Raw genomic sequence first — 25,418 nt, 5'->3', positions numbered from 1 at the left:
CGAAGGCCCGGCGGTCGATGAATGCTGGTTCAACTGCCGATCAATACGGGCAATTGTTGTCCGCGGTGTAGTCGTGCACCTGGACCTTGCCGGCAATGATGTCGGCCTTGGCCTTTTCAACCGCCGCCTTCATGTCGTCGGTGACCAGCGCCTTGTTGTTGTCGTCCATGGCGTAGTCGACGCCGCCTTCCTTGAGGCCCAGATTCTGGACGCCGCCCTTGAACGTGCCGTTCTTGCCGTCCATGAAGGCGTTGTAGACGGCGACGTCCACGCGCTTCATCATCGAGGTCAGCACCTTGCCGGGCTGCAGGCCGTTCTGGTTGGAATCGACGCCGATGCCGAGCTTGCCGGCATCCGCCGCGGCCTGCAGCACGCCGACGCCGGTGCCGCCGGCGGCGGCATAGACCACGTCGGCGCCCTGGTCGATCTGCGTCTTGGCGATCTCGCCGCCCTTGGTCGGGTCGTTCCAGGCGGCCGGCGTGTCGCCGGTCATGTTCTGGATGACGTCGGTCGCGCCGGCCGACTTGGCGCCGCCGACATAGCCGCATTCGAACTTGCGGATCAGCGGGATGTCCATGCCGCCGACGAAGCCGACCTTCTTGGACTTGGAAGCCATCGCCGCCAGGATGCCGACGAGGTAGGAGCCTTCATTCTCCTTGAATACCAGCGAGCGGACATTGGGCAGGTCGACGGCATCGTCGATGATGGCGAAATTCAGGTCGGGATAATCTTTCGCGACCGCTTTCAGCGCGTCTTCCCAGGCAAAGCCCGCCATGACGATCGGGTTGCGGCCGTCCTCGGCGAAGCGGCGCAGCGCCTGCTCGCGCTGCGAGGCGTTGGAAACCTCGAATTCGACATAAGCCACGCCGGTTTCGGTCTTGAACTTCTCCGCGCCGTGATAGGCAGCCTCGTTGAAGGATTTGTCGAACTTGCCGCCGAGATCGTAGAGGATGGCCGGCTGGACATCCGCGGCGAAGGCCGGAAGAACCATTGCGGTTGCGGCCAGAAGGCCGAGAACGATACGTTTCATGTGATCCACACCCTGTCGGTTATTTTCCGTTTGCACCGCCTGCCTGCCCGGTTCTCCGGCAGGCCTGCGACGTCAGGCAGGAAGTGTTTGCCCCTCCCGCTCGCGGCCAATCTGGCACGGCCCGAAACAAAATTCACGTGGAATTTTGACCTGTTGGAAAAAGCGTCCAGGCCGACTTGTTTCGAGCGGAGCGAAACGCGTGCGTCAGTTGGTCGGGGCGAATTCGTGGCGACGCCGCCGGTAGCCGATAGCGTAGAGCAGGAACGCCAACACGGCGAACACGGCGAACCCTGGCTGGCCGAGCACCCAGGCAACGGCGCCGTCCCAGACCAGCGGACTGGCTTTGGCGCGCACATAGGTCTCGAAGGCCGCGCGGGTGTCGGGCGATACCGCCAGCCAGCTCGCGTTGAGCGGCGTCATGACCAGCGCCGACGCCGCCACCGAGCGCGTGGTGTCGATCACCGCCATGATCACGGAAACCGACAATGCAATCATGGCCGCCAGCCGAAAGATGAAACGCAACATCCAACGCACTCCCCGGGAAAAGCTCCCGTTTGCCCCGCAACCGACATAGAGCGTGCGCAACCGCCACGCAATCGCGACACGCGATTTTGAGCTGCTCTATCTATTTGTTTTGACGCAATTCCGAACGGAAAACCGCGACGCGCTTTTCCTGGAATTGCTCGCTTTTTTGTTTTTCGCAATTCCGGACGGAAAACCGCTGCGCACTTTTCCTGGAATTGCTCAGGCTGTTCTTGCCGGTTTGCGCCGGTTAACCCGCCAGATGGCGAAGATTCCGCCGGCGATGGCTCCGACGATCAGGCCCGCGAGGCCGATGAAAGCGGCGAAGAACCCGCAGGCGCCCTCGAAGCAGCTCATATGGGTGGCGTCGGCGATCAGCGACCCGGCAAAGAATCCGGTGCAGGCGCCGATGGCGCCGCCAAGGATGATGCCGAGCAGCGCGGCAACGAGCGAGACCAGGAGCGGCGGGCGTTCGGTCTCGGCATTGGCATAGACGCTCTCCGCGCCGGCGCCGTGCCGCAGAAGATAGATGCAAAGCAGGCCGATGGCGATCTCGGCTGCGGTAAAGCTCAGCGCTTCGGCCGAGAAAACGAAGTCGGGCACCAGGAGCGTATAGGCCTGGCGCACGACGAGCCACAGGATGATAGCGACCTGCCAGATGGTGTAGTGACGCGGGAAACGCGCCGAGCGGTTGAAGGCGAGGCCGAGCAGGTAAAGCCCCCACAGAATGGTCACGACGCCGCCGGCCAGCCCGCCATAGATCAGGAAGAACACGCTTTGCGGCAGGTTGAAGTCGCCGATCAGCCGCCAGTTCGAGATCAGGCCATACGCCGAAAGCCCCATGACGATGATCAGCCACGCCACCGGAATGAAGGAGAGCCCGCTATCGGGCCGGCCCGCGGGCTGCTGGTTGATCGATGCCATGTCAGGACAATGCCCCTCGCAAAGCCCAGGCAATTCCGGGAAGTGGTGGTTTTCCGTCCGGAACTGCACAGAAAACAAACGTCTTCGGCAGTCGACAGGCGGCCACGGCCGAAGTCAAGCGCGGGAAACCGCGGCGGCCAGCCTGTGCACATCATTCAGGTGCATGGCAGGCCGCGCCGGGGAGCTTCCACGCCATCCACGGCAAAAGCCACGGAATGACTTGGCATTCGCTTTAGGATCGACTAGATGAGCCCCGCGCCTGTTTTGCCTAGACGGCTAGAGGTGCTGGGAAAGGGTTGCCCGCCGGTTGAAGGCACCCCAAATAGTCCGTCGAGGACTTCCCGAGGGAGGCGCATCTCCCCAACCCGCGCGGCAAAACCGGCCGGCGCGCAGTGCAAGGACGGAGAGGTGGCCGAGTGGTTGAAGGCGCACGCCTGGAAAGTGTGTTTACGGGAAACCGTAACGCGGGTTCGAATCCCGCTCTCTCCGCCAGCTATCTTCCATAAAAACCATTAGTTTTCAAAAACTTCCTTGCGGCCCTTGACCGCCAGATATCGAAACATATCTCATTCTGTGTAACAAACTGTGTAACATTAGAGTGAGCTAATGCGGCGATCTACAGCGCCACGCCCGCATAAGCGGGATGGTATCTGGTATCTCGTGCGCCGGGTGCCTAAGGAATTTGCGTCGTTCGACCGCCGCGGCTTGGTGCGCATTTCAACCGGGGTGGCAGTTGCTGACGATCCGCGTGGTGTAAGGGCTCGCGATGCGGTGCGAAGTCTCGGCGCGGAGCTCGAGACTTATTGGCGCAAACTGGGTGACGGCCAGTCCGCAGAGGCAGCTCTGCGTTTCGAGGCAGCGAGGAAGCGCGCACGATCGTTCGGGCTGGCTTATCGAACCAATGAGGAGCTGGCGGCGGGGCCGCTGGACGAACTCATAGCCCGCATGAAGCTGCTTCTCGATAGAAATGCCATCGACAACGCAGCGGACGTCGCGGCGGTCATGGGCGGCGTGCAGCGGCCGGCACTGCGCCTGAGCGGGCTCCTCAAGGAGTTCGAGGCGATCGAGCAACAGAACCTGCTGGCGATGTCTCCAAACCAGATAAAGAAGTGGCGGAATCCCAAGAAGCGGGCGATCGCAAACTTGATCGGCGTCATCGGCGATAAGGAGATCGCTCGCATGACGCGAGAGGATGCGGTTGCCTTCCGTGAATGGTGGCAGAAGCGCGTCGTTGGAGGGGGCCTCGACATCGGCACGGCCAATAAGGACATCGGCCACATCTCCAAGATGCTGCGTGTTGTCGACCTCACGCACCAGCTCAAACTGGAGCCAGTTTTCCACCACCTTCGCCTTTCCGGGGCCGTCGCAGCCCAGCGCGCAGCGTTCAGCGAGCAGTTCGTGCAGGAAAAGATTCTCGCCGAAGGGGCGCTTGACGGGCTGAATGACGAGGCCCGCCACCTTGTCTATCTAATTGCCGATACCGGACTGAGGCTTTCCGAAGCGGCTAATCTCACCGCAGAGACTATCCACCTCGACCACGAAATTCCGCACGTCCAGGTGCGCCCCAATGGCCGCCGTCTGAAGACCGATCATTCCGCACGCGATATCCCCCTGGTCGGCTGTGCGCTTGACGTGATGAAGCTGCATCCGAATGGCTTTCCGCGATACCGCGATAAGGCGGCTTCGCTGTCGGCGCTCGTCAACAAAGTGCTTGGCAAAAAGAAGCTGCTGCCTACCTCGGAGCATAGCCTCTATAGTCTGAGACACACTTTCGAGGACCGGCTAACGGCTGTCGAGGCGCCGGAGAAGGTGACCGCTTCCCTGATGGGGCACAAATGGATCCGGCCGAAGTATGGCGCCGGACCGTCCCTGATGCAGAAGCACGAGTGGCTTCAAAAGATTGCTTTCAAGCCGCCAAAAGGCTAGCGGCGCCCGTTCTCTCGGGACCGCCCAACGGGAGCGCTTAGGCTCGCGGCATTCCACTGTCGCGGAAATCGCTTCGTCTCAGGCGATCCTTTGCTCAAGCTGTACGACGTTTGTGTCGTTACGCAGGCCCGTTGCGACGACCGACACCCGGAACTTCCCTGCTAATGCGTGGTCGAAGATGGCGCCGACGATAATGTTGGCGTCCGCATCGACTTCTTCCCGTATCCGTGTCGCTGCCTCGTCGACCTCGAACAGCGTCATGTCCATCCCGCCGCAGATCGATACGAGCAGCCCCCTGGCGCCGGTCATGGAGGCCTCATCAAGGAGCGGATTGGCGATTGCGGCCTCGGCTGCCCCCCTTGCCCGGCCCTCTCCGGAAGCCTCGCCGGTTCCCATCATCGCGCGGCCCATGTCACGCATCACCGACTTCACGTCGGCAAAGTCAAGGTTGATCAGGCCTTCTTTCACCACGAGATCAGTGATGCAGCCGACGCCCGCGTAGAGAACACGGTCGGCCATGGCAAACGCGTCGGCAAACGTGGTCCTGGCGTCGGCGACCCTGAACAGGTTCTGGTTCGGGATGACGATCACCGTGTCAGCGCTTTCACGAAGGCGCTCGATCCCGTCCTCAGCAGCCTGTGTCCTACGCTTCCCTTCGAAGACGAAAGGCTTGGTGACGACGGCCACTGTCAAAATGCCGGCATCGCGCGCGGCACGCGCAATCACGGGCGCAGCACCGGTGCCCGTGCCGCCGCCCATTCCGGCGGTGATGAAACACATATGCGTTCCCATCAGCTGGCCCATTATCTCGTCGAGCGATTCCTCGGCGGCGGCAATTCCGACATGAGGCAAAGACCCGGCGCCGAGGCCTTGGGTGACATGCGCACCCAACTGGATCAATCGAGACGCTTTTGACATGGTGAGCGCCTGGGCATCAGTGTTGGCGACGACGAACTCGACGCCTTGCAGGCCTTCGGCGATCATGTTGTTGACGGCGTTTCCGCCGGCGCCGCCGACCCCAATGACGGTAATCTTAGGCCTCATCTCGAGGATTTCCGGCTTGGCTTGCATTGAGGTTTCTCCCTACAAAAGCGCCGGCTACACTGCCGAGCGCACCACACGGAGCCAGGTCAGCGAGCAGGCGAATCAGGCGATCCCAACCACGATCAGGGAATCAGAGGAGGCGCCTGACTTCAAGGTCGAGCTGAAGACGATCAGGCGTCCTAGCGTCCTCATATTCGGCGCCTTTCTGCATCAGTTCCGCCAGCACGCGCCGAGCCCGGTCTTGGTTTCCGAGCCGCCGTCGCATCTCCTCAAGCTCTTGCTCTAGCCGTTCGAAGGTCGGGGTGTAGGCTTCGCCATGACGAACGACCAAATAGGCGGCGACAGCGAGAAACCGCTCCAGTTCCGCCAGAGGTGGTGGAGAACTGGGAAATGCTGCGGAGCGCCGCATGGCCGGTTTGACCTATCTCGGCTTCGACTACTCGGAACCGGAACCCGGCAGGCGTCGCGACTTTTCTGTGGCTGGGAAGCCTTCCCTTCTGGCCTTCGCGAAAGCTCGGTCGCCCTCCAGGAACTCGACCAGCATGAACGGAATGAGCTCAGCTACTGCCTCGGACTCGCCGTAGGTTTGACGGTATAGTGTCGCATAGTCCTTAAGGGCTTGGCTCAGGTCCGCGCTGATGGTGATGGTGATTTTCGAAGGTGTTCGGTCAGGGAGCTTTCCCAGCTTCAGATTTGACATCACCTACTCCTGCGAGCTTGGATAGGGCCGAAGCACGAGATCCTTCTGCACGATGACGCGGAGCGGCCAGCCGGGGCGCACCGTGATTGTCGGCTGAATGTTAAGGTTCTTTTCGGTGATGCGCTGGCCGGCTTGACTGACGTTTTGTTGAGTGGATTCCCGGATCGCCTTGACCAGGTCGCTTTCGTTTTCACCAAAACTCAACTCGGTGCCGACACCCAGCAATGTGGCCAGCGCAACTCCCTTGATCAGCTGCCAGGTGTGGAAATCAACCTTGTCCTCAAGCCCTGCGTAGCCGGCGGTGTCTGTGGCGGGCAGATTGTCGATTTCGATGGAGGAGCCGTCGGGCAGCAGAATGCGCTGCCAGACCAGCAGGGCGCGTTTTTGCCCAAAGGCGACGACGCTGTCATAGGTGCCGATCAGGCGTGAGCCTTGGGGGATCAGCAAAATGCTACCGGTGACAGTGTCGTGCACATTCTCGGTGACCTGCGCAACTACCAAACCGGGCAAGTCGGAATTGATGCCGGTGATAAGGCTTGCCGCGATCACGCTGCCAGCCATCAACTGATAGGGCGAAGCGGGCGTCTGCAGTGCATGCGGATTGTAGATTCCGTTTGTGTCCCGCTGACTGATAAAATCGAGCTTGCGCTGCTGGTCCCCCTTCGCCGAGGCTTCGGGGGATGGATTGCTCTGGTCGCCCGCGGCTGGAGCAATAGAACCTGGCGCCCGGGAGGCACCGGCTTGCGGAAGTGCCCCAAATGGCTGCTCGGCACCTTGCTCACTGGCATCTGTCCGCTTCGATCGATTATCGATCCGGAACATGACTTGCGACTCGCGCGCCGAAATCGCCTGCTGGGCAAGGCGCTGCTCCTCGGCGGAGATTTCCTGCCCCGGCGCGACGCCGAGCTGACGCTGTCGCTCAAGGATGGGACGGCCGAGATCGCCTGGCAGTGGTGGTCCAAGCATAGGCACCTTTGGCTTGATCGCGGAATAGTCCTTGGGGAGGTTTTCGAGCCCCTCGGCTGTTGGCTTGCGCTCGGTGTTATAGCGGTCCTCTGCCTGGCCCTTGATGCGCCAGGCCGGCCCTTGAAGCGCGAGCATGGTAACGCCGAATATGGCGCCCGATCCGAGCGCGGCGATAGCGATGATCACGCCGCGCCTGAATCGGACGGCGCGTCGCGGCGATGCTCGCAACTGCAGCTGCTCGGGATCAAGCTTCGGCGGAGCGGTGGAATGGGACGTGTCTGTCATGGGCGCTCCCCTCACCTGCCGAGACGAGAAAAAAGCGAGATCCGCCGCGGCGGCTGCCGGCCGTCGGTTCTGGTGATGCGCACCACCTGCTGTTGCTTGGTCCCGAGGCGCAGTTCGGCCGAAGCGAACAGACGATCGACGATGTAGTAGTTGCCCCGCATGCGGTAATTGACGAGCTGGCTACCTCCGTCAGCGCCGACGATGAAGAGCGGCGGCGCCTCGCCCTGGTCGATGCGACGTGGGAATTCGATGTAGACCTTGCTGCCGTCATCGAAGGCACGCCTCGGCCTCCAGGGCGGCGTGTCGCCGGTGATCGAATAGCGGAAGCGAATATTCTCGAGTGCGACGTTCGACGCCATCGGCGTGACAGCTTCAGCTTGAGCATTGCGCTGGCGCAGCGCGATGATCTGGTCCTCGCTATAGGTCCACGAGATGGCCGCCATTGCGGTCTTGTCAGTGCTTTGTAGCTGCAGGTGATACGTCCGACGTTCCGTGGTGATCACCAGGTTGGTGTTAAGCCCCGGCGCGAAGGGTTTGACCAGCACATGCGTGCGCTGGTTGTCACCGGTGCCGCTGACGGTGTCGCCGATCACCCAGCGCACCGTGTCGCCGGCGGACACGGCTGTCAGTTTCTCGCCTGGCTGCAGGGCAATGTCGGTGACGCGCTCCGGCGCGGCGTAGAGTTGATAGAGCGCACCATCGGTAAAGGGATAGACCTGGACCGCGTTGACATAGCCATACTTGGTGGGTTGCTGCGTCGCCGCCTTGTTGGCATCGGCGACACGTTCTTCGGGGTTGCGCTTGTCCTCGGCGACTTTGTCCGGGTCGGGCTGCAACTGGCCGGACAGCGGCAGCGGCTTTGGCACCTCGACGATCTTGACCAGCTTCTCCGGCGGCCTCTCGATTGTCGCCGGTTTGAAGTCGGCAGCATCATACGAAATCTCAGGCGGCGGCACCGGCTTCGACGCGCAGGCGCAGAGGACGACTGCCGACGCGGACAGGATCAGCGCGGCACGGAACGATCGGGCTCTATTTGTCATTATCGGGCTCCTTTGGGGAAACGGATGTTGGCGTGGCGCTGTCGAGCTCGCGCGACCAGTCGATGGCGTTGATGAAGACGCCGAGCGGGTTGTTGCGGAGCTGATCGGTATTGCTTGGCGGTCGGATCACGATGGTCAGGATCGCCGTCCATCGCATCGTGCTGGCCAGGCTGCCGCGCTCAAAAACCTGCTCGGTCCATTTGACCTGGAACGAGCTGTCGGAAGCCCTGACCACGCTGGTCACCTGCACTGACACGCTGCGCGTGCCAATCTGACCGAAGGGGTCGTTCGTCTTGGCGTACTCGTTGAGGAAGAGTGCTGCGCGGTCGGTGGCAAAGTCGTAGGCCGCCAGCCAGTTCTGCCGCACCAGCACCGGATCGGTGGAGATCGAACGGACATTTTGAATGAAGCGGCCGAGATGCCAGGCGATCTGAGCGTCAGTGGGCTCATAGTCCCGGATCGCTGGTGCCACGGCGCGCGCCTCACCGAAGCGGTCGACCTCGACGACATAGGGCACAACGCGGCTTTGCATCGACTGCCAAACAAGGCCGCCGGAGAGCCCCGTTGCCAACGCCAGGCAGCCAATGGCTATGAGCCGCCAGTTGCGCGCCTGCACCCGAGATGAACCGATGCGTTCGTCCCAGAGCTGGGCGGCCTTCTGATACGGAGTAACCGGCTCGGGCGTCTTGCCGTAACGTTGAACGGGTCGCTTGAAGAGCATCTAGTCGTCCTTGTCGCTGAGAGAAGGATTGGCGCTACCGCCCGGCCTGTCGCCCTCACGGACGGCTTGCATGGCGGCGTGGCGGTGGGCACGGGCGGTCTGTTCGGAACGCAGGCGCCTTGCCCAGCCGGGCGCAGCATCCGCGGCCCTGCCGGATGGGTTTCCTGTCATTGACGCAGTCGGCGCGCCCCCGGTCGCGGTCCATGCGGCCTCGCGCCCGGCATCGGCGCTGCGCGCGAACCCTCCCGCGGCAGATCGTGCTGCCTGCATCGCGGCGCCGCCCACGGCACCCGCCACACCGTGCATTCCGGCAGACACACCGGACAGGCCAGTCTCAGCCGAGGTTGCACGTCCCAACTGCCATGCCGAGGAAGCTGCCGAACCCATTGTCGTGCCGGCTCGGATCGCGGCGAGACCGCCGCCTGTTGCCATGCGCGCACCGGCAAAGGCAGCTCCCCCGGCAACGAGCGCTGATCCAGCAGCGGCCGCCGTGGTCCCGAGTGCGGCGCCGGCGCCAAGCTGCGGTGCGCCGGAGACAAGGCCCGAAGCGATCCCCGGGCCGAATATGCCGAGACCAAGCAGCGCCAGTGCGCCGAGCACCTGCGACATGGCGGCCGCCAGATCCGGCTCCTTGCCTTGCAGAGCGGAAGCGAATTCGCCGAAGAGCGTCGAGCCGATGCCGACGATAACGGCGAGCACCATCACCTTGATGCCTGACGAGATCACATTGCCGAGCACACGCTCAGCCAGAAATGCTGACCGGTTCCAGAGCGCGAAGGGCACAAGAACGAAGCCAGCCAGGGTGGTGAGCTTGAACTCCAGGATGGTGATGAAGAGCTGGATCGAAAGAATGAAGAAGGCGATGATGACCAGGAACCACGCCACGAGCAGCACGAAGATGGTGAGCGCGTTGCCGAAGATTTCCGGAAAGCCAAGAAGCTGGCTCGCTTGATCAAGCAGCGGCCAGGCCCCCTCGAAGCCGGTCGCGGCGATGCGCCCAGGATGCAAGAGATCGTCGGCGGAGAGATTGCCGGAGGACGCGTTGATGCCGAGTCCGGCAAAAGACCGATAGATGATATCGGCGAGGTTCTTGAAATTGTTCAGGATGAAAGCGAAAACGCCGACATAGAGTACTTTGCGGACGAGCCGCCCGAGGATGTTGGCTTCGCCGCCGAAGGCCCACGCCAGGCCGGCAAGCGTGATGTCGATGCCGATCAGAGTGGTGGTGAGGAAGGCGACGTCGCCCGAAAGCAGACCGAACCCGCTGTCGATATAGCGGATAAAAGTCTCCATGAAGCGATCGATGACCCCGAGGTCGTTCATGCCGCCGCCTTCCTTGTCCTGATGAACTGTTGATCAGTTGCCGGGATAGGCCGTGCCGGTCCCCAGGAAGCGCTTCGTCGTCTGTCGGGCGGCTTCCTCCGACTGCGCCTTGCGAGCGGCATCCTCAGCCTCAGCCCGAAACTGCGTCGCCAGCAGCGTCTGGATCTGCATCTGCTGCTTGGTTGAAAGCGCGATCAGCTGGTTGGTGGCCTGGCTTGCCTGAAGCGCGCCAGCTGCCCCTTGGCTGCGGTTCACGAGATCGGCAAGCAGGTCGCCGTCGCCGCGGACATTCTCGACGATCTGCGACTGGACGCCCATGGTCTGGCGGAACGCCTGCATGGCGCTCTGCCAGCGCTCACGCGCGGCGCTCGCCACGTCGCTGACCTTGATCGTGGCGTCATAGCTTTCGGGATATTGCTGTCGCCACTGGTCCTGAAGCTTGTCGAGATCGAAGCTCAGGCCGCTCGCCTGGTCCATCAAACCGTCGATCCGTTGGAGCGAACCGGCAAGCTGGCCAAGGGAAGAGAAATCCAGGCTCTGGAGGTTGCGCGCCATGTTCTGCAGCATGGTCGCCTGGTTCTGAAGCGACTGGATCTGATTGTTGATCTGCTCCAATGCGCGCGCCGCCGAGAGCACGTTCTGCGTATAGTTGGAGGGATCGAAGACAATCAGGGCATAGGCTGGCTGCACATAGTCGGCCAACGGTTTGGCGATCAGGGAAAGAGTGATCAGGCCGGAGAGAAAACGGCGCCGCATCATGACGATTGCTCCTTATCTGGTTGAGGGAATTGCCGGAGAAGCTCGGCGGCCCAGTCGAGGCCGCGTGCATTGAGGAAGTTGGAGGCAAAGCCGTTCTGCCCGTGCTCGGACAGCACGCTATCGATTAGGGTCTGGCTGGCAGGATCGGAGGCACCGCAAAGCGCAAGCGCGATCGGGCCGAGGCCGAGCTCGAAGAGTCGGTTCCCACGGCGCGATTGCAGATAGTACTGCCGCTTCGGTGTGGCGCGAGCGACCAGCTCGATCTGCCGCTCGTTCAGACCGAAGCGTTCGTAGGCTGCCTTAGCCTGCGGTTCCACGGCACGATCGTTGGGGAGAAAAATGCGCTGCGGGCAACTCTCAATGATTGCCGGCGCGATCGCAGAGCTGGCGATATCGGCAAGCGACTGCGTGGCGAAGATGACCGACACGTTCTTCTTGCGCAGCACCTTCAGCCATTCGCGGATGCGGGCGGCAAAGAGCGGATTGTCGAGATAGACCCAAGCTTCGTCGAGCATGAGCAGTGTCGGCCGTCCGTCGAACCGCTCTTCCAAACGATGGAAAAGATAAGTGAGCACCGGCAACACAGCGCCTTGGCTGTGCATCAGCTCCTCGGTCTCGAAACACTGCACATTGGACAAGGCCAGCCGATCATGATCGGCATCAAGCAGCCGGCCGAAGGAACCGTCGAGCGTGTAGGGCATCAAAGCGGACTTCAGGGCGTTGGACTGAAGCAGGACCGACAGGCCGGTCAGCGTGCGCTCCTCAACCGGCGCGGTGGCAAGACTGGTGAGCGCCGACCAGACCGCCTCTTTCACCTCTGGCGTGACGGTGACGTTCTCATGGGCAATGAGGCCGGCGATCCATTCGGCCGCCCAACTGCGGGCAGCCTGGTCGCCGATTTCGCGCAGCGGCTGGAACGCAAGCGCGCCGTCCGCACCGAGCGCGTGGTGCTCTCCTCCCATTGCAAGTGTTGTCGCGCGCGCCGAATTGCCCTTGTCGAAGACATAGACCCGCGCGCCGGCGTAGCGTCGGAACTGGAGCGCAATCAGGGCAAGCAGAACCGACTTGCCCGCTCCAGTCGGACCAACGATCAGCATGTGGCCGACATCGTCGACATGGGTGGAAAGCCGGAACGGTGTCGACCCGCTCGTCTCGGCGTAGAGAAGCGGCGGAGCCTCTGCTTCTGTGACCTTTGTGAGATGCTCGTTTGCCGTCGGGCCGGCCCAAACAGATGACAGCGGCATCAGATGGGCCAGGTTCAGCGTGTGAACGAGCGGCTGGCGAACATTCGCATAAACATGGCCTGGCAATGAGCCGAGCCAGGCCTCGACCGCGTTGACGCTTTCACGGATCGTGGTGAAGCCGAGTCCATTAATGATGCGCTCAACCGCGCGAAGTTTTTCCGCGGCAGCTTGCCGGTCCTCGTCCAATACCGTCACGGTCGTAGTCAGATAGCCGAAGCCGACATGATCGCCGCCTAATGCCTGAAGTGCTTCGTCGGCATCGAGCGCCTTGTTGTCGGCATCGCTGTCAACGAGCGGGACGGGTTCGTTGGTGACGACCTCGCGCAAGATCGCGACGATCGATTTGCGCTTTGCAAACCATTGCCGCCGCAACCGGATCAGCGTTTTGGTGCTTTCCGTTTTGTCGAGCGGAATGAAGCGCGTCATCCAGCGATAGGCAAAATCTTGGTGGTTGAGCGCGTCGAGGATTCCCGGCCGGGTGAGGTTCGGGAAGCCGAGGATGGTGAGCGTGCGCAGATGCTGGTCGCCCAGCATAGGCTCCAATCCGCCGGTGAGCGGCCCATCGACCAGAATGCCGTCGAGATAGATTGGCGTTTCCGGCACCGCGACACCATGGCGGCGGGTGGAGATGGTGCCGTGCAGGTAGGTCAACATCTCGGCATCGTCGAGAACGCGCACTTCGGGCATGAAGCCCGACAGGAGATCCAGAACGCGGTTGGTCTCATCTCGAAACCGCGCCAGCTCCTGGCGCCAATCCCTTTCGCTCTGCGAACGATGGGAATCGACGAGCGCGCTTTCCGCCCGAGCGTGGCTGTCCGGCGGCGGCATGAACACCACGGTCAGGTGATACCGGCTTTCGAAATGCGCGACCTTGCCCTCAAAAGCGGCGCGGCGTTCTTCGTCGACCAGCCATGAGGCCGCGTCGGGGAAATGCGAGGCTGGATAGCCAAGCGCTTCGACGCGCTCGGCCTCGAAGAACAGTGCCCAGCCTGAACCGAGCCTTCTCAGGGCATTGTTCGCCCGGGCGCAAATGCCGATGAGTTCGGCTTCCGTCGCGCTTTCGAGATCGGGACCGCGGAACCGCAACGTCCGTTGAAAGCTGCCGTCCTTATTCAGCACGATGCCCGGCGCCACCAATGCAGCCCAGGGCAGATGGTCGGCGAGCCGGTCGGCTTTGCCGCGATATTCCGACAGGTTCAGCATGCAAGCCACCCCCTCAGACGAAGGTGGCGGACAAGCACACTGGCGAAGTCCGGATCGCGGCGGGCCGCGAAGACCGCGAGCGTGTGACCAGCGAGCCAGAGCACCAGTCCAGCAATCCACTGCTGCAAGCCAAGGCCTATCGCCGCGGCGACCGTGCCGTTGAGGATTGCCACCGCTCGTGGCGCACCGCCCAGCAGGATCGGCTCCGTCAATGCCCGGTGGACCGGCACCTCGAAGCCCTCAATATGTTGCTCTCCAGTGCTCATCCGACGACTGCCCCGCCGCCGAAGGAGAAGAAGGAGAGGAAGAAGCTCGACGCAGCGAAGGCGATCGACAGGCCGAAGACGATCTGGATTAGCCGCCGGAAACCGCCTGCCGTGTCGCCGAAGGCGAGGGTCAGACCGGTGGTGATGATGATGATCACCGCGACAATCTTGGCCACCGGTCCCTGCACCGATTCCAGTATCTGCTGCAGCGGCTGTTCCCACGGCATGCCAGAGCCTGCAGCGTATGCTGGAGCCGTAAGACAGAACGCGAGCGCGGCGGACGAAAGAAAGCGAAGCTTCTTGCGCATGAACTGGCCTTTCAGAACTGTTGGAGTTGGGGAAGCGTGAGTTGGGTGACGGCGTAGTCGCCACTGCCGTCGAGACCGGTGACCTCGGCGATCGCGTCGATGCGGCGCGAGGATCCACGCCCGGCGATGAAGACGATCAGATCTATCGCATCGACGATGAGGCGACGGGGAATGGTGACGACGGCTTCCTGAGCGAGTTGCTCGATGCGATAGAGGGCAGAGCGTGCCGAGTTGGCGTGGACGGTGGCGATGCCGCCGGGATGCCCGGTGTTCCAGGCCTTCAGCATGTCGAGCGCTTCCGAGCCTCTGACTTCGCCGACGATGATGCGATCGGGTCGAAGGCGTAGCGTCGAGCGAACGAGATCGGCGAGGGTGACCGAGCCGCGCCTTGTTCTCAAGGCAACGCAGTCCTTGGCCGCACATTGCAATTCGCGCGTATCCTCGATCAGGATTACCCGCTCGTCGTATTCGGCGACTTCGGCCAAGAGCGCATTGGCAAGGGTCGTCTTGCCCGATGACGTGCCGCCAGCGACCAGGATGTTGCGACGCTCGCGTACCGCCTTCGTCAGCACATCGGCCTGCACCTGCAGCATGATCCGGTCTGCGACATAGTTGGCTAACGTGTAGAGCTTTGCGGCCGGCTTGCGGATGGCAAAGCATGGCGCCAGCACCACCGGTGGCAGCAGGCCCTCAAAGCGCTCGCCCGACGGCAGTTCGGCGCTGATAATCGGATTGTCGGCATGCGCCTCGGCGCGCACATGGGAGGCGACCAGACGGATGATGCGCTCCGCTTCCGACGGGTGCATGGACACGCCAGTGTCGATCCGGCCTTCTCCGAGACGGTCGAGCCGCAGCGCACCATCAGGATTGACCATCACCTCGATGACCAACGGATCTGCCAGCGCCTCGGTGATCGCCGGGCCCATTGCGGTGCGCAACATCGCGCGCCGGCGATGGTCGGCTTCGGGATGAGAGCTCATCCTTCGCCTCCCCCGCTATTCTCCTTGCCGAGCGAGCGTTTCCCAGATGCGATCTGCCGACCGACCTGCTCGACAAATTTGTCGAAACGCTCCTGGGCAATCGCCTGCGTTGCCTTGTCGGGGACCGGCGTATGAGCATGGAGCGTGATCGAAAAGCGGATGAAGAGCGCCAGGCTCTCCAGGATCATCTCTGCATCGCGCCTGACATGACCAAGGTCGCGGGAAAGACGATCGAGCCTCACACCATAGCGCCGGTCGAGCTCATTCTCGCCGCGCCGGTCGATGAAGGCCTCAACCGCCTTTGCGACCACCGCGGATTTGGTGGTCGAGGGGTCGCGGCTAAGGTTGTCCAGTTTCTCGCTGAGCTCCGGCTCGAGCAGAAACTGATGACGAATGCGGTGTGGCTTCATGCGGCTTGTTCTCGACAGGCCAGCGTTGGGCCGGCGACAGGAACAAGCATCGGCCGGGCGCTCGAAATTGCTTATGGTCGTTATCTACGCTGAGATACGCTTTGGCTTTGGGCGGCGTTCAGAAGCCGGGCACGATATCCTTGTCGTCGCCCCTGCCCTCGTTGACGCCATAAGCGCGCGCCGCGGTAGAAATCCGGTCCATCACACGCTTGTCGGCGAGCGCTCCGCTATCATCGTCGGCGGGCTTGAAGAGATCGTCCTTTTCCGACTCTTGGCCGACAACGACCTGTTCTTCCAGCACACCAGGATGGCGTTGCTGTTGAACGCCTCCCTCGTCTTCAATTGCCGTGCCGACGCTGTCATCGTCAGCAGCAAGACGGTGATCGACGGTGCGCACCTGTCCGGTCCAATCGTCCGGGCGTGATGCAGGACAGTCGGCGTAAGGACCGTCGCGCAATACCGGCGCAGGAAGCACCCGCTCCGTGAAATTCTGGTCCTGATAATAGCGCAGCCTCTTGGCGCGGATCGGCGACAACCCCGAAACAAGCACCAATTCGTCCGTCGGCGGAAGCTGCATCACCTCTCCCGGAGTCAACAGCGGTCGGGCGGTCTCCTGGCGGCTCACCATGACGTGCGAAAGCCAGGGCGCCAGCCGGTGGCCGGCATAGTTGCGCATGGACCTGAGCTCCGTCGCCGTACCCAGCGCATCCGAGATGCGCTTAGCCGTGCGCTCGTCATTGGAGGAAAAGGCAATTCGCACATGGCAGTTATCAAGAATGGCGTTGTTCTCGCCATAAGCCTTGGAAATCTGGTTCAAGGATTGCGCGATCAGATAGGCGCGAATGCCGTAACCGGCCATGAAGGCCAGTGCGGTCTCGAAGAAGTCGAGCCGGCCGAGCGCCGGGAATTCGTCCAGCATCATGAGAAGCTGATATTTCCGGCTCTTCTTCGGATCACCCTCCAGGCGCTCGGTCAGCCGCCTGCCGACCTGATTGAGGACCAGTCGAACCAGCGGCTTGGTGCGCGAGATGTCCGACGGCGGAACGACGAGATAGAGCGACATTGGCCGTTCGGCATCCATGAGGTCTGCAATGCGCCAGTCGCAGGCCGATGTTGCCGCGGCCACGGTCGGATCGCGATAGAGACCGAGAAACGACATGGCGGTCGACAGAACGCCCGAACGCTCGTTCTCTGACTTGTTGAGCACCTCGCGTGCTGCCGAGGCTACAACGGGATGGACCTGAGGCCTGTTCGCCGCGCCGAGGTGGTTTGTCGTCATCATGCGCTGCAGTGTCGAGGCAAACGAACGTTGGGGATCCGACAGGAAGGTGGCGACGCGTGCAAGCGTCTTTTCCTCTTCGGCGTAGAGCACGTGTAGGATCGCGCCGACCAACAGTGAATGGCTGGTCTTCTCCCAATGATTTCGTCGCTCGAGCGCACCTTCCGGATCGACCAAGACGTCGGCAATGTTCTGAACGTCGCGGACCTCGTTTGGACCTTTGCGCACTTCCAGCAGCGGATTGTAGCGCGCCGATCGTGGATCGGTCGGATTGAACAAAAGGCAGTATGAGAACTTTGACCGCCAGCCTGAGGTGAGCTGCCAGTTCTCGCCTTTGATGTCATGAATGACGGCCGAGCCAGTCCAGGAAAGGAGCGTCGGAACGACCAATCCGACTCCCTTGCCTGAACGTGTCGGAGCAAAGGCCATCACATGCTCCGGCCCATCATGGCGAAGATACCGATCCTTCAATTTGCCAAGGAAAACACCGGCCGGCAGAAACAGCCTTGCCTTCTCGATCTCTAGCGTCGTGGCCCATCGCGAGGAGCCGTAGGTGGTGACCAGCCCTCTTTGCCGCGCGCGCCAGAGCGAGCAAGCGATCGCGGCTGCGCAGCCCAAGAACCCGCTGGCGCCGGCCAGCGCGCCTGCCTGATCAAATATCTCGGGCGCGTAGGCATCGAAGTGGAACCACCATTCAAACAGTTTCCACGGCTTGTAGATCGGCCAGCCGGCCACGACGAACCATGGCACACCAAGCGGCGACTGATAGCCGAGCATGTGGGCGCACCATTGCGTCGACGTCCAGACGCCAAGAATGACGATCGCGAACACGACGGCGATCTGCCCGATTAACAGCTTCGTGGGCGTCATTGGCTAGGCTCGCTGGACAACGCAACGTAGCATCGCGCGGCCAGGCCCAATTACGAATGCGCCTCACGTACGATTGGACGCGATGACTCGCTATGTATTGCCGTCAACCGTCATCGGCCGGTTGTTCCAGTGTGGAGTCATGAATGGACTCCGCAACGTGATCTCGGTCATGGACGAACTGAATGTCCTGCGGCTTATTCAGGTTCGACCGCGAGCTACCGCGATGCAGAAGATGGCTTCGACTTGAAGTCGGAGGCTTTGGTGACGCTCTTCAAGGTGATCGCACGGAGTTCCTACGAAGACATCAAGGCGACCGGCGAATTGATTGCAGGCTCCGACCTCGACTGGACTTTGGTGCGCATTCCGTTCCTCAAGGACGGTCCCGCCGATGGCGGCTTAGCGGTTGGTTCCTACGGCATGAAACTGTCCAGAGGACATCTGGCAAAGTTTAGGTTCGATCAAGTCCCGAGCAGAGAGTTTGTGCGGGCCGCTCCTGGCATTGCCGACCATTTGTAACCCGACATGGAAGCTCATGGGCGTGCGCATGAACATTGATATTCATCTCGCCGCTTACGGGACGCTCGCGAGGAGCCAGTAATCAGATCAATGGAGAAAGCCATGAAAGTGGAGGTCTGGTCCATATGGCCTGCCCCAGGTGCTACATCGCCAAACATCGCTTCGACAACGCGCTGTCCCGGTCCGAACATCGCGACCAGGTGGAGGTCATCTGGCGCAGCTACCAGCTCGATCCTGACGCACCCTCCATCACGAACAAGAGCCTCAACGACAGCTTGTCGGAAAGGCACAGCTTGAGTCTTAACGAGGCTGTCGCGATGAACGATCAAATGCGTCGGCTCGGCGCGCAGGAAGGACTCGACTACAATTTCGATGGGGCGCCCTAAGGCAACTCGTTCGATGCACCCCGGCTGATCCACTTCGCACGCGCGCTTGGCGTACAAACGGGGATGGAGGAGCGCCTGTTCAGGGCTTACTTCAGCGAGGGTAAGGCGCTGGGTGATATCAATACCCTGGTCGAGCTTGCTAGGGAGCTCGGCATCAACGCCGAAGAAGCGCGTAGCGTCCTCGCCGGCGAGGCATTCGCTGACCAAGTTCGGGCGGATACATAGACTGCGCGACGGCTGGGCCTCAAGGGCGTCCCATTCTTTATGATCGACGAAAAATACGCATCGCAGGTGCCCAGGCGTCGCAAGACTTTCCGGGACGCGCTGAAGCAAGCCTGGATGGAGTCATATCGGCTCGCCAGCATTATTTCAGGCGCTGCCACGGAAGCGGATGCGAGATCCCGCAACCTATAGCCGTAGTAAAGGCTGACTGATTCTCACCATCGATCACTTTGGTCCAGCGCAGCTCGCAGGAAGAGCCACGCCGGTCCGCGCCCCAGACTGCCGGCCCCGCTAGCTGCTAGCAGAACCCGTCGCAACGGCTGCCGACGACCTGATCGCGGCACTTGGAGGCCGGTAGCAATGGGAAAGCGGCGCTATGGCTTGAGGCTAAATGCCGAATTCCAGTGTCACGCGATGGTGTCGACGCGTCTATTCACGTTTCGAAGGTGTCGATGAAACGTTGGCGCAGTATGTTCTTTTGCACCATGCCCATGCTGTTGCGCGGTAACTCAGCGACCACGAATATCCGCTTAGGCTGCTTGAAACGGGCAAACTTGTTCTGCATGGCTTGCAGCAATCCTGCCCCGTCGAATTGCGAACCCGCCGAAAAGATCACGGCTGCGATCAGATACCTGCATTTATTCGACGCTAACTCGAAAGCAGGAGCGTCCCCCCGGATCAACATGATACATCCGCAGCGCCGGTGACCTGGAGGCGCGGCGAAGGCGCGTCGCACCTGCCATTGCAGGATTGACCAATGTGAAACGACCGATAGGTCGCCAACTGTCGTCTTTGGCACTCGGCCTGAGGTTTTGCCTCCCATGCGACCCCTCTTCAAGTTTGGGGAGAAGCCTTCCCCAGCTGCAACACCGCGCAATCGGGTGCTCTTTGCGGCAACAGCGGTTTAAACAGACTTCAAGCCATAAATATACGTTTCAGTCCAACCTATAGGAGACCTCTATGAACGTGCCCCACCGCTCCATGCTGTACTTAGCAAGAGCAGGCTGCTTATCAATCTTGCCGACGTCATCGCAGATGCAGTTATAGGTAACATTGCTGTTGTTCTTCGTCCACATTGCCCAGTACCGGGCACCAATGCCGATGCTGAAATTCTTGTTGAAGAAGTAGGATAGTGCTCCTTCGACCTGAACGCCCCCGCCACCTTGCCCCCGCTGATCGTAGAAAGTTGGTCTGGCCCGAAGAAGGTGGTCGTCACGACCACGGAAGTCCGTCCACGGCAGGTAAGCAACATCTGCGCTCACACGCCAGCGCTCAAGCAGCATAGTCTCGGCGTAAAGGCCGATGCGCGGCGCATTCCAATCGGATTCTTGGCGGCCAGTGATCAGAGGCTGTGTTGGCACCTGGCATGGACCGAACGGCGAAGCGATCTGCACGCACCCGATCGAATCCGACTTCTGGCCGTAATAGGTCCATCCGACGAATGCACCCAGTTTATAGGTGCTACCGCGCAGAAAGTTGAAGCCCGCATCAGCCGTATAGTACGCGAACTTTCCATTTGCTTGGCCGTGTAAGGTGTTGCTGTAGGCGAGTTTGTCAATGCTCGAATCTTCGTCGTTCATCCGTCCTTTGTCGAAGCGTCCGGCGCCAATGTTGCCCTTCAAGAATATCCCCCAGGGGCTATCAAGGCGTCCGAAAAATTCGCCCGAAATGCCGTCCAACCCCCTGTACGTCAGCCTAGAGCTGGGGATGCTCTCATCCCCAAGTGTTGGTGGCGCAAGGATGTAATCCCACTGAAATATCCCCCGGCTGAGCCAGGCCCGTGAGCCACCCTCGAAGGACCAATCGCCTGTATATACAATAGGCTTGGCTTCTGTCGCCCCGTCCGAGAGTAGTGTATCATTCCGTCCCATAGATCGCGGGTAGACGCCAAAGTGGTAATTCAGGCCGACCTTTCCCACGTGATAGCTACTAGATAAATTGCTGCTGCTGGTGGAGACGAATCCAAGAGGTGGGTACTGTATGGTCGAAGGAGTCGTTAAACGCGTCCCGCTAAAACCCATATAGTCGTACTCGAATTTGACAGACCAATCAGGCGAGAGCGCTTGCTCAACGCCAGCTCCGAGACTCCAACCGAAGCGACCATAATCGAAATGTGTTGTGTGCCGTCCGAACCCAGGGGAGTCCTGCATCAAAAATTCGTTGTTGTTGGCGATCTCGCCACGATTGTTTTGCCAAGCTACGCCTGCCTTGACGTAGGCCAGCATTTGGCGCTGCGGGCCAAACGTGTACCCGGCACGTGCGGTCGCTGTGAAAAAGGAGTTCGGACCTGCATGGCAGGTGTCTATTACAGCAGTGCCTGAGAAGGCAAAACAGCTGTTTGTGCCGTCGGAGACAGCGTAGCTCGCGTCGAGTTCGGCGCCGAATACCAACCTATCTCTTTGCCAATTGTAGCCGAGCTGGCCTCCGGCCATGAACACCGGAGTGCTGACGACGTCTCCATAAATCGATGGGCCATAAGGATCACTGAAGGACGTGCCGCCATAGCCTCCGCCGCCGTGGACGCCAATATATCCTCCGGTCCAGTCCCAAACCGCCGGTCCCGGCTCGACCATCCTGTTGAGATTGGCCGAATTGGCTGCACCGCATGCGGCGAACGCAACTATTGCCCCGCCCCAAATTAGAACTCCAGATCGCATTTCACCTCACTAAACAAACGACGCATGACGCGATCGGCAACGAAGCTCCCAAGGCTGGCGGTCGTGGCGCCGCTCCAACAACCGCTGGGCAAAACCCGTGCCAGCTTGAGCCACTCGCCTTGCCAGCGCTTTTCGATGGCGATGTGTCATCTAGGCGACAAATTGGATCGCGTTCGGCAGGCCGAGAAGACGTGCCCGCTTTGGCCATGAACGCGGCTGCGTATTCGGCCTAATCGGCCCGAAGCTGCGATTTTGGCCATGTGGCGGCGATCCGGTACCGCGCCAATGACGCGGCGCCCCAAAAAAGACAGCGGATGTCGACCCATCAGGATCTGATCCGCTGGTCTATCCAGGATAGTCCGGCGCATCGCCACCAGGCTTGCCCAGCGTCGCATAAAGCACGCCGATGTAATTGCGTGGGCGCCAACCGCCTCCGAAATCAACGCAAACGCATTCGACTGTACAAAATCGACCATATTGCTCGCCGTTTTCGATTGAGGACAGTGGCGCATTGCCTCTCTGCTAGGTCATTTAGACCGTGCCGGTCGTACGGATGACCGTGGTGGTTTCTGCGATCTTCTTCTGCATGGTGCATTCCTTTTCCGTATGAGTACCTGAACTGGTTTGGCGGATGCCACTCCAGTCATGTTGCCGTACGCCAGGCTTCCTGGTGTCAGCACGCTGCAAGGAGGAACAGCAACTTTCGTGCCACATATGTAAAGGGGTTCAAAGAAACTCGGAAGTTCCATAGGGTCCAGTCGCTTATCGATAAATGGCTCTCGCGCACGAGCCTCAACCCACAGGGCGCACAATTGTCGTGTGTGGGACAATTGTTAGGTTTGTCCTGCCGCTGAACTGTCATCCAGGCGATTAGAGCCCTTGGTAATTTCTTCTGCTTCAGCATGGTGATCTGAAGGCCCCGTAAAGTTAACTGACGGCTGATGAAGAATGTGCGTACATGGACGATGTCAGAAAGTTGCTCATGATCCGCTTATCGTCGCCACCGCTTTCCCGCCGAGTTCATTGCGCACGCAGTATGGCTCTACTTTCGCCTTCCGCTCAGCCTGCGCATGGTTGAGGACATGCTGGCGACCCGCGGTATCATCGTCACGCATCACACCATTCGAAGCTGGGCGGAGAAATTCGGACGGCATTTCGCCCGGAGATCAAGCGACGGTCAGCCAGCTGCCTGGGCGACAAATGGCATCTCGACGAACGTGTGGTGGCCATCAATGGCAAGAAGCAGTGGCTCATCTCAGATCGGAGGAAGTTTTCCGGCTGTTCGGCGAAATGGCCAACGTCGGTCAGGTGATCTATCTCACCCTTGAGCAGCACCTATGCGACATCGCCAAGGCGATCATTCCCAACGTTGCCATCCACGAGCTCGGGTAATTCAAACGGCATTTTGTCGTGCCTCATCTCGGCCGCTGGGTACCCCGTCGCCACTGCCTGAAGCGAACCTCGACAGGGCTGACTGTTCAAGGTGGCGCGCAGAGACGGAACGTGTGACATTGGATGCGACACGCCCCGGTCGCCGTTTCTAGGCTGGCCGCCTGCCATCCAACAGCGGAGGACGCTATCGCGCGTTGCCCAGGGGCACGTCGACCGAGGCGGACAACCCGCATGTGGTGATCCTCGCCCACGCCTATTTCGACAATCTCTCGCCTGTCGTCGTGCAGCAGCTGGCGCTCGGCGGCCTGCCATCTAGCCACGGTGCTCAACGAGACGGTCGCGGCCGGGAAGTAGCCCGGCGGATTGACGCGCTTCCTCGACCAACGCCGAGCGCAGCCGGCATGTGCCAGTTCTACTGAGATTGCGCCGATAGCCGATGCTTGAAGGTTTTGCTGAACCAACTTCGCGTTTCGTCCCGACAAGGAAGTCGCCGGCACTGAATCGAGTACTTTTCGATGGTGCGCGGCGCAACTGGTGATCAGGATTCCCGGCTCACTTACGGATGAACCAGAAAACGCAATTGAAGGAAACGGCCGGAGCGGCTCGTCAACGGCAGCGAGTCCGCCGCGCAACTGTCATCGCCAAATCTGGCGAAGAGTGCCACCTCGCTTTGCGCGACACGCGCGAGCGCGTCGAGGTCGGTGTCGGAAATTTCGATGAGCTTGCCGATGCCGACGGATTCGCCGGTGCTCGCCTCATCTTTCGCGTCGCTTACGGTCGATGAGCCGGACCGTCGTCGGGCACCAGTGCCTGGGCCAGGGCCCTTGTCTCGTTGACTGAGGTCTGCAGCTTGGCCGCAATCTTGTCCGCCGCACTAGCAGCTGTCTCACCGTCCACGAATTCGAGGACCGAGCCTTGATGTTGGCGACGTCGACGCCGGCAGCGTCCGCGGCCACGGCATCAACAACCTTTGTCGCCTCCGGGCTCATGGCCGTCGCGACGGCGTCCGGTCCGCGCATGAGCGCCAGCGCTACCTCCGCTCAGGCCGGCGCGCGCGTAATCGCAGCCGTCAGCAGGTTCTGCACGAGCATCAGGCGTACCGTGGAGACGGGGCTCTGCGAATGCCACTCGTTCAGTGCTTCCCGCACTTCGCACCATTCCACCATTGGCGCGTCATGAACCGCAAGCGTGCCACGAGCCAGTCGCGCGCAACGCGGTCCTTTGCCGACGAAGCAGAGGCAAAAGCGTATTATGCGGACGCCGCAAAGGGGGGAACTCCGGCTAGCGCGCTGCCGTTCACTCAGCAAATATAGGCGTCGAGCAGGAATATCGACACCATCCGCCCAGGATGCCAGATCGCGCGGCATCACGCCTGGCTTGCACCGACTACGATCCAAATAGGATCACCGGCCAGCGGATGATGGTGTCGAGCTCGCGCACGACGCGCAGGCCCGACAGCGAGGTGTCGGCGATCAGCGCCAGACACTCCCACGTATAGCTGATCTACTTGACGGTAGCGACCGAGACTCAACGCCCCGCGTCAGATTGCTCTCTGCTTCTGAAGGAAGCCATTAGCTCGGCTCGGGACTGATCGGAGGCTTGGCTGATCGGCAGCGCGACTCCTGTGTAACAGCCCTATGACCGAGTCGGTGTTGGAGTGCCTCAGGTTGTCGAGGTGCAGCCTGCCTGGCTGCCGCCTTTGCCCCAGTCGCCTGACCAGCACCCGCGTGCCGTCAAGACTCCGCCGGGCGGCTCAACGACCAGCCCGCGGCACAGCTCGCACGACGGCTGGGAGCCCACCTGGAGCCCACCCGTATCACCCAGCAGCAGAACGGCTATAATTGCGATGTCTTTGTGCTCCAACGCCACTTTGGTGTCGCCCAGCAGTACGGCATCGTTGCCCGCAAAGTCCTTCGCCAGACCGTACAGCTGCCCGTCCTCAATCCGACCGTTGATTTGGCTCTGGTGGTTCTCGTCAAGCCAAATATGCTGAACTTGCGCAGCGCCACTATATCGCCAGCAATCGAGCTTTCACCCACCTTGGCTGTTTTAGCCGCCTCGGCACGGTAGGCGGCAAAAAGCACCTCGTCCGGGTGCTCGCGGCCGCGCTTGCGGCGGCGCGTTTGCTGAACGACGGCAGCCTGGTGCGACGCCTCGGCCGGCGTTGTATGGCGCGCGCCGGTCAGATCGCCCTGTTGATTGGCCGCAGGCCGATATGCGTCCGCGACGACGTGAGGGAGGCTCACGCCATCGGGTGCGCTTCCAAATCCCGTGGCGGGCAGGTTGACCCGCGGCGGCGGCATGGAACTCGAAGCTTCGCAAGCGCGCCCAATCGCTGCGCGGCTCCGCGGCTGATCGACACTTTGCGCGGTTGAGTGGACCACCCGCTCCGCATCCTGCCAGAACTGCGCCGAAGCGAAACTTGCGGCCGGCAACGGCCCGGCG

The 25,418-nt window shown here is 61.2% G+C and carries 25 protein-coding genes, 1 tRNA gene and 2 pseudogenes; 8 read left to right on the top strand and 20 right to left on the bottom strand.

The features are described 5' to 3' along the window. Positions 1-40: 40 nt before the first annotated feature. The 3 genes from RFN30_RS30870 to RFN30_RS30860 form a co-directional block, all read right to left on the bottom strand. Entirely contained in the window at positions 41-1,030 is a 990-nt protein-coding gene (locus RFN30_RS30870; protein WP_320265766.1) for a BMP family lipoprotein, read from the bottom strand. Between the two features lie 204 nt (positions 1,031-1,234). After that, positions 1,235-1,555 (bottom strand): hypothetical protein, encoded by a 321-nt coding sequence (locus RFN30_RS30865; protein WP_320265765.1) that lies wholly within the window; start codon positions 1,553-1,555, stop codon positions 1,235-1,237. A 219-nt stretch (positions 1,556-1,774) separates the two neighbouring features. Continuing rightward, entirely contained in the window at positions 1,775-2,476 is a 702-nt protein-coding gene (locus RFN30_RS30860; protein WP_320265764.1) for a hypothetical protein, read from the bottom strand. A 402-nt stretch (positions 2,477-2,878) separates the two neighbouring features. On the opposite strand from RFN30_RS30860, the gene RFN30_RS30855 reads away from it, so the two are divergent. Next, positions 2,879-2,968, top strand: a tRNA-Ser gene (locus tag RFN30_RS30855). Positions 2,969-3,082: 114 nt separating this feature from the next. Next, complete coding sequence (locus RFN30_RS30850; protein WP_320265763.1) at positions 3,083-4,402, top strand: integrase; 1,320 nt, start codon at positions 3,083-3,085, stop codon at positions 4,400-4,402. Positions 4,403-4,480: 78 nt separating this feature from the next. Here RFN30_RS30850 and ftsZ read toward each other — a convergent pair whose 3' ends face one another. From ftsZ to RFN30_RS30780, 14 genes are all read right to left on the bottom strand, one after another. Further along, positions 4,481-5,473 carry a cell division protein FtsZ gene (ftsZ, locus tag RFN30_RS30845; protein ID WP_320265762.1) on the bottom strand — a complete coding sequence of 331 codons (993 nt, stop codon included), beginning with the start codon at positions 5,471-5,473 and terminating at the stop codon, positions 4,481-4,483. A 103-nt stretch (positions 5,474-5,576) separates the two neighbouring features. Then, positions 5,577-5,855, bottom strand: a complete 279-nt coding sequence (locus tag RFN30_RS30840; RefSeq protein WP_320265761.1) for a hypothetical protein — start codon at positions 5,853-5,855, stop codon at positions 5,577-5,579. Positions 5,856-5,882: 27 nt separating this feature from the next. Then, positions 5,883-6,146: a DUF2274 domain-containing protein gene (locus RFN30_RS30835; RefSeq protein ID WP_320265760.1), complete on the bottom strand. Its 264-nt coding sequence runs from the start codon at positions 6,144-6,146 to the stop codon at positions 5,883-5,885. 3 nt (positions 6,147-6,149) lie between these two features. Then, positions 6,150-7,397, bottom strand: coding sequence for a TraB/TrbI/VirB10 family type IV secretion system protein (locus tag RFN30_RS30830; RefSeq protein ID WP_320265759.1), 1,248 nt, complete (start codon positions 7,395-7,397; stop codon positions 6,150-6,152). An 11-nt stretch (positions 7,398-7,408) separates the two neighbouring features. After that, the gene (gene trbG / locus RFN30_RS30825; protein WP_320223728.1) at positions 7,409-8,437 is read right to left on the bottom strand and encodes a P-type conjugative transfer protein TrbG; all 1,029 of its coding nucleotides are present in this window, start codon (positions 8,435-8,437) and stop codon (positions 7,409-7,411) included. Beyond that, positions 8,427-9,158, bottom strand: a complete 732-nt coding sequence (gene trbF, locus RFN30_RS30820) for a conjugal transfer protein TrbF (protein ID WP_320223729.1) — start codon at positions 9,156-9,158, stop codon at positions 8,427-8,429. Before trbF ends, trbG begins: the two co-directional genes overlap by 11 nt. Next, a complete protein-coding gene (trbL, locus tag RFN30_RS30815) occupies positions 9,159-10,481 on the bottom strand; it encodes a P-type conjugative transfer protein TrbL (protein WP_320265758.1) in 1,323 nt (440 codons plus the stop codon). It lies immediately after the preceding gene. 33 nt (positions 10,482-10,514) lie between these two features. Then, positions 10,515-11,240: a P-type conjugative transfer protein TrbJ gene (gene trbJ / locus RFN30_RS30810; protein ID WP_320253951.1), complete on the bottom strand. Its 726-nt coding sequence runs from the start codon at positions 11,238-11,240 to the stop codon at positions 10,515-10,517. Continuing rightward, complete coding sequence (trbE, locus tag RFN30_RS30805; RefSeq protein WP_320265757.1) at positions 11,237-13,687, bottom strand: conjugal transfer protein TrbE; 2,451 nt, start codon at positions 13,685-13,687, stop codon at positions 11,237-11,239. Before trbE ends, trbJ begins: the two co-directional genes overlap by 4 nt. Continuing rightward, the gene (locus RFN30_RS30800) at positions 13,681-13,953 is read right to left on the bottom strand and encodes a VirB3 family type IV secretion system protein (RefSeq protein WP_320223733.1); all 273 of its coding nucleotides are present in this window, start codon (positions 13,951-13,953) and stop codon (positions 13,681-13,683) included. The genes trbE and RFN30_RS30800 overlap by 7 nt, the downstream gene beginning before the upstream one ends. After that, a complete protein-coding gene (locus RFN30_RS30795) occupies positions 13,950-14,261 on the bottom strand; it encodes a TrbC/VirB2 family type IV secretion system protein (RefSeq protein WP_320223734.1) in 312 nt (103 codons plus the stop codon). The genes RFN30_RS30800 and RFN30_RS30795 overlap by 4 nt, the downstream gene beginning before the upstream one ends. Before the next feature lie 11 nt (positions 14,262-14,272). Next, on the bottom strand, positions 14,273-15,241 hold the full coding sequence (gene trbB / locus RFN30_RS30790) for a P-type conjugative transfer ATPase TrbB (RefSeq protein ID WP_320223735.1): 969 nt from the start codon (positions 15,239-15,241) through the stop codon (positions 14,273-14,275). After that, on the bottom strand, positions 15,238-15,651 hold the full coding sequence (locus RFN30_RS30785; protein WP_320223736.1) for a CopG family transcriptional regulator: 414 nt from the start codon (positions 15,649-15,651) through the stop codon (positions 15,238-15,240). The genes trbB and RFN30_RS30785 overlap by 4 nt, the downstream gene beginning before the upstream one ends. 118 nt (positions 15,652-15,769) lie before the next feature. Beyond that, positions 15,770-17,800 carry a conjugal transfer protein TraG gene (locus tag RFN30_RS30780; RefSeq protein WP_320265756.1) on the bottom strand — a complete coding sequence of 677 codons (2,031 nt, stop codon included), beginning with the start codon at positions 17,798-17,800 and terminating at the stop codon, positions 15,770-15,772. Between the two features lie 261 nt (positions 17,801-18,061). Here RFN30_RS30780 and RFN30_RS30775 point away from each other — a divergent pair, with 261 nt between their 5' ends. Together RFN30_RS30775 and RFN30_RS30770 are read left to right on the top strand one after the other, a co-directional pair. Further along, a complete protein-coding gene (locus RFN30_RS30775) occupies positions 18,062-18,316 on the top strand; it encodes an NAD(P)-dependent oxidoreductase (RefSeq protein ID WP_320223738.1) in 255 nt (84 codons plus the stop codon). A gap of 125 nt (positions 18,317-18,441) precedes the next feature. Continuing rightward, positions 18,442-18,927, top strand: a pseudogene (locus RFN30_RS30770) (DsbA family oxidoreductase). Between the two features lie 430 nt (positions 18,928-19,357). On the opposite strand, the gene RFN30_RS30765 reads toward RFN30_RS30770, so the two are convergent. Then, a complete protein-coding gene (locus tag RFN30_RS30765) occupies positions 19,358-19,747 on the bottom strand; it encodes a hypothetical protein (protein ID WP_320223740.1) in 390 nt (129 codons plus the stop codon). 112 nt (positions 19,748-19,859) lie between these two features. Beyond that, complete coding sequence (locus RFN30_RS30760; protein WP_320265755.1) at positions 19,860-21,581, bottom strand: outer membrane protein; 1,722 nt, start codon at positions 21,579-21,581, stop codon at positions 19,860-19,862. 1,022 nt (positions 21,582-22,603) lie between these two features. On the opposite strand from RFN30_RS30760, the pseudogene RFN30_RS30755 reads away from it, so the two are divergent. From RFN30_RS30755 to RFN30_RS30740, 4 genes and pseudogenes are all read left to right on the top strand, one after another. Further along, a pseudogene (locus RFN30_RS30755) lies at positions 22,604-22,833 on the top strand (IS6 family transposase); the annotation flags it as partial. After that, positions 22,827-22,973, top strand: a complete 147-nt coding sequence (locus RFN30_RS30750; protein ID WP_320223742.1) for a hypothetical protein — start codon at positions 22,827-22,829, stop codon at positions 22,971-22,973. The pseudogene RFN30_RS30755 and the gene RFN30_RS30750, both read left to right, overlap by 7 nt. Before the next feature lie 194 nt (positions 22,974-23,167). Continuing rightward, positions 23,168-23,392, top strand: coding sequence for a hypothetical protein (locus tag RFN30_RS30745; protein WP_320223743.1), 225 nt, complete (start codon positions 23,168-23,170; stop codon positions 23,390-23,392). A 143-nt stretch (positions 23,393-23,535) separates the two neighbouring features. Further along, entirely contained in the window at positions 23,536-23,757 is a 222-nt protein-coding gene (locus RFN30_RS30740) for a hypothetical protein (RefSeq protein WP_320265754.1), read from the top strand. Between the two features lie 1,051 nt (positions 23,758-24,808). On the opposite strand, the gene RFN30_RS30735 is transcribed toward RFN30_RS30740, so the two are convergent. After that, positions 24,809-25,418, bottom strand: a 610-nt coding sequence (locus RFN30_RS30735) for a hypothetical protein (protein ID WP_320265753.1), incomplete at its 5' end; no start/stop codon positions are given.

The sequence above is a fragment of the Mesorhizobium dulcispinae genome (assembly GCF_033977345.1).
Lineage (GTDB): Bacteria > Pseudomonadota > Alphaproteobacteria > Rhizobiales > Rhizobiaceae > Mesorhizobium > Mesorhizobium dulcispinae.
The sequence above is the reverse complement of the archived record's forward strand: the minus strand, read 5'-3'. Positions and strand labels throughout refer to the sequence as shown.